Raw genomic sequence first — 2393 nt, forward strand, 5'->3', positions numbered from 1 at the left:
GGAGGCCGAGCCTGAAACGGAAACGGCCGATCGAGAGGTGGTCCCGCCTCCGCCACCGGGTTCTCGTAGCGAAGACGGTACAGGCGAGCGGGCGGCTCGTCCGGATGAACCGGAGGTAGTCCGGGGCATCGCTCGTGTGTCGCTGGGTGACCCGCGACGCGAGGAACGCGAGGCGCGCGAGCAGGCGGCGGCCGAGGAACATGACGCTGCGGAGGCGGCCGATCAGAACGTGGGCACCTACATCCCCTCGGGGTCGTTCGTGCGCGCCAACATCATTGGCGGCATCGACGCGCCGACCGGCGGAACGGCCCAGGGTGACCCCCATCCGCTGCTGATGCGCCTGTCGGATAACTCGATCCTTCCTAACCGTTTCCGGGGCAACGTGAAAGAGTGCTTTATGACGGGCGCGGGCTATGGGGACATTTCGAGTGAGCGCGCTTACGTCCGCGTCGAGAGTCTGTCGTGCGTCCTGCCGGACGGTTCCGTGATTGACGAGTCGGTGGATGCCTATGTCGTCGGTGAAGACGGCAAAGCGGGCATCCGGGGGCGGCTGGTCAGCAAGCAGGGTCAGCTCATTGCGCGAGCCCTGATGGCCGGGATTGTCGGTGGCATTGGTGAGGGCTTCGCGCAGGCCAGCACGACCCTCAACACCACCGCTGGAGGCACCACCCGCGACGTTGATCCGGGCGACATCCTCGAATACGGCGCAGCGAGTGGCGCCGGTTCTGCAATGGAGCGTCTGGCCGATTACTACGTCCAGGCCGCCGAGCAGACCTATCCCGTGATCGAGGTTCCCGCAGGCCGGGACGTGTCCGTGGTCTTCCTGCGTGGCGCGAACCTGGACGGGGATGTGAACAGCGCGTCTCGGGAAGTCGGGTTTGAGCCCATCGTGACGGATGAAGACCGCGCGTTGGCTGGCACAAGCGTTCGCTCCCGCTCTCGCGTGAACGTGCGCTAACAGGAGACATGAAGATGAAGAAGGTAATGATCGTATCCGCCCTCGCGGCGGCAATGGCACAGGCCCCCGCATGGGCGGCCAATGAGGGGGATGTTCTGGGCGCGGTATCGGACGCGATCAGCGTCGATAGCGAGTCGATGAGTGATGCGGAGGCGGAGGCCGTGATCCGGCAGCAGTTCCCAAACAGTCAGATCGCGAGTGTCATGCCCTCGCCGGTCACGGGGCTCTATGAAGTGATCGCGGGCCGCAACGTGTTCTACGTCCGCCCTGGGGAGCCCTACATCGTCGCGGGCCATATCTTCGGGACCGAGGACCAGGAAGACCTCACGGCCCAGCGCAAGCGTGAACTTGGGCTGTCTCCGGCGGCTGCGGGGGGCGAGTCCGCCGCCCCGGCAACGGCGCCCGCGCAGGCCAGCGTCAGTGCCGAGATTTGGCAGAACCTCCCGAGCGACATGATGATCGCGACCGGGCCGGAGGATGCACCTGCCATCGCTCTGTTCACGGACCCGGCCTGCCCGCATTGTGCCCGCTTCGAGGAGGCGCTGTCCTCCATGGGGGATCTCCGCGTCTATCGCCTGATGATGCCGCTGTCGCGTGATCCGGCGGTGCGTCAGCAGGCCGCAATGGCGCTCTGCGCCAATGACCCCATGTCCGCCTATACCCGGCTGATGAACGGTGAGGGGGCGCCGCCTGTGAACGATCAGGCGTGCCTCGCGCGGGCGCAGGAATACATTGGAGAAGTGGAGCGCTTCGCGGCCCGCTCCAGCATTCGGGGCACGCCGTTCTTCGTGCGTCCGGACGGCGACCACCGGGTTGGCTTCAATCCGCAAGGCTTTGAGACCTGGGCCAAGGGAGGCAACTGATGAAGGCAACAATGACGATCCGTTTGGGAGCGGCGGCCGGGGTGGTCCTGCTGGCCTCTGGCTGCGCTTCAACGATGGGGATGGGGGAGAGCGATCTGTCGTGCCCCTATCCCGATGGTGAGCAGTGCATCAGCCTGGAAGACGCCTACGAGCGGTCCATTCAGGACACCGACGCGCGTGATGCCATTCGGGCGGCCCCGGAAGCCCTCCCGCAGCAGGCGATGCCGCCGCGCCTTCCCTCGGGCGCTCCCATTCTGAGCGAGCCGGAAATCCTCCGGGTGTGGGTCGGGCCGTGGGAGGACGAGGTGGGTCAGTTCCACGACCAGTCCTACGTCTACACCGTGGTCCGCGACGGACAGTGGGTGCTCAAGCGAAACCGTCAGGCACAGGACGATCGCTTCATCAATCTGCAAGCGCCGGATACCAGCCCGCTCGTGATCGAAGAAGAGGAAGAGCCTGAGCGGATGAGCGACGAGGAGGCCACGCAATCCGCCGTGGACTTCCTGAACGAGCAGGCGGAACAGTAAGAAAGGGGTCAATCGTGTTGGATCTGAACGCACTGAAACGGCAGG

General features: G+C 65.5%; 3 protein-coding genes. All 3 read left to right on the top strand.

The annotated features are described in order from the left end of the window. Nucleotides 1-958, top strand: a 958-nt coding sequence (locus C998_RS14270; protein WP_231365018.1) for a TraB/VirB10 family protein, incomplete at its 5' end; no start/stop codon positions are given. 8 nt (nucleotides 959-966) lie between these two features. Next, the gene (locus tag C998_RS0113805; RefSeq protein WP_018871461.1) at nucleotides 967-1821 is read left to right on the top strand and encodes a DsbC family protein; all 855 of its coding nucleotides are present in this window, start codon (nucleotides 967-969) and stop codon (nucleotides 1819-1821) included. Continuing rightward, nucleotides 1821-2348: a TraV family lipoprotein gene (locus C998_RS0113810; RefSeq protein ID WP_038082219.1), complete on the top strand. Its 528-nt coding sequence runs from the start codon at nucleotides 1821-1823 to the stop codon at nucleotides 2346-2348. The genes C998_RS0113805 and C998_RS0113810 overlap by 1 nt, the downstream gene beginning before the upstream one ends. Nucleotides 2349-2393 lie beyond the last annotated feature (45 nt).

Source organism: Thioalkalivibrio sp. ALgr3, from assembly GCF_000377325.1.
Lineage (GTDB): Bacteria > Pseudomonadota > Gammaproteobacteria > Ectothiorhodospirales > Ectothiorhodospiraceae > Thioalkalivibrio.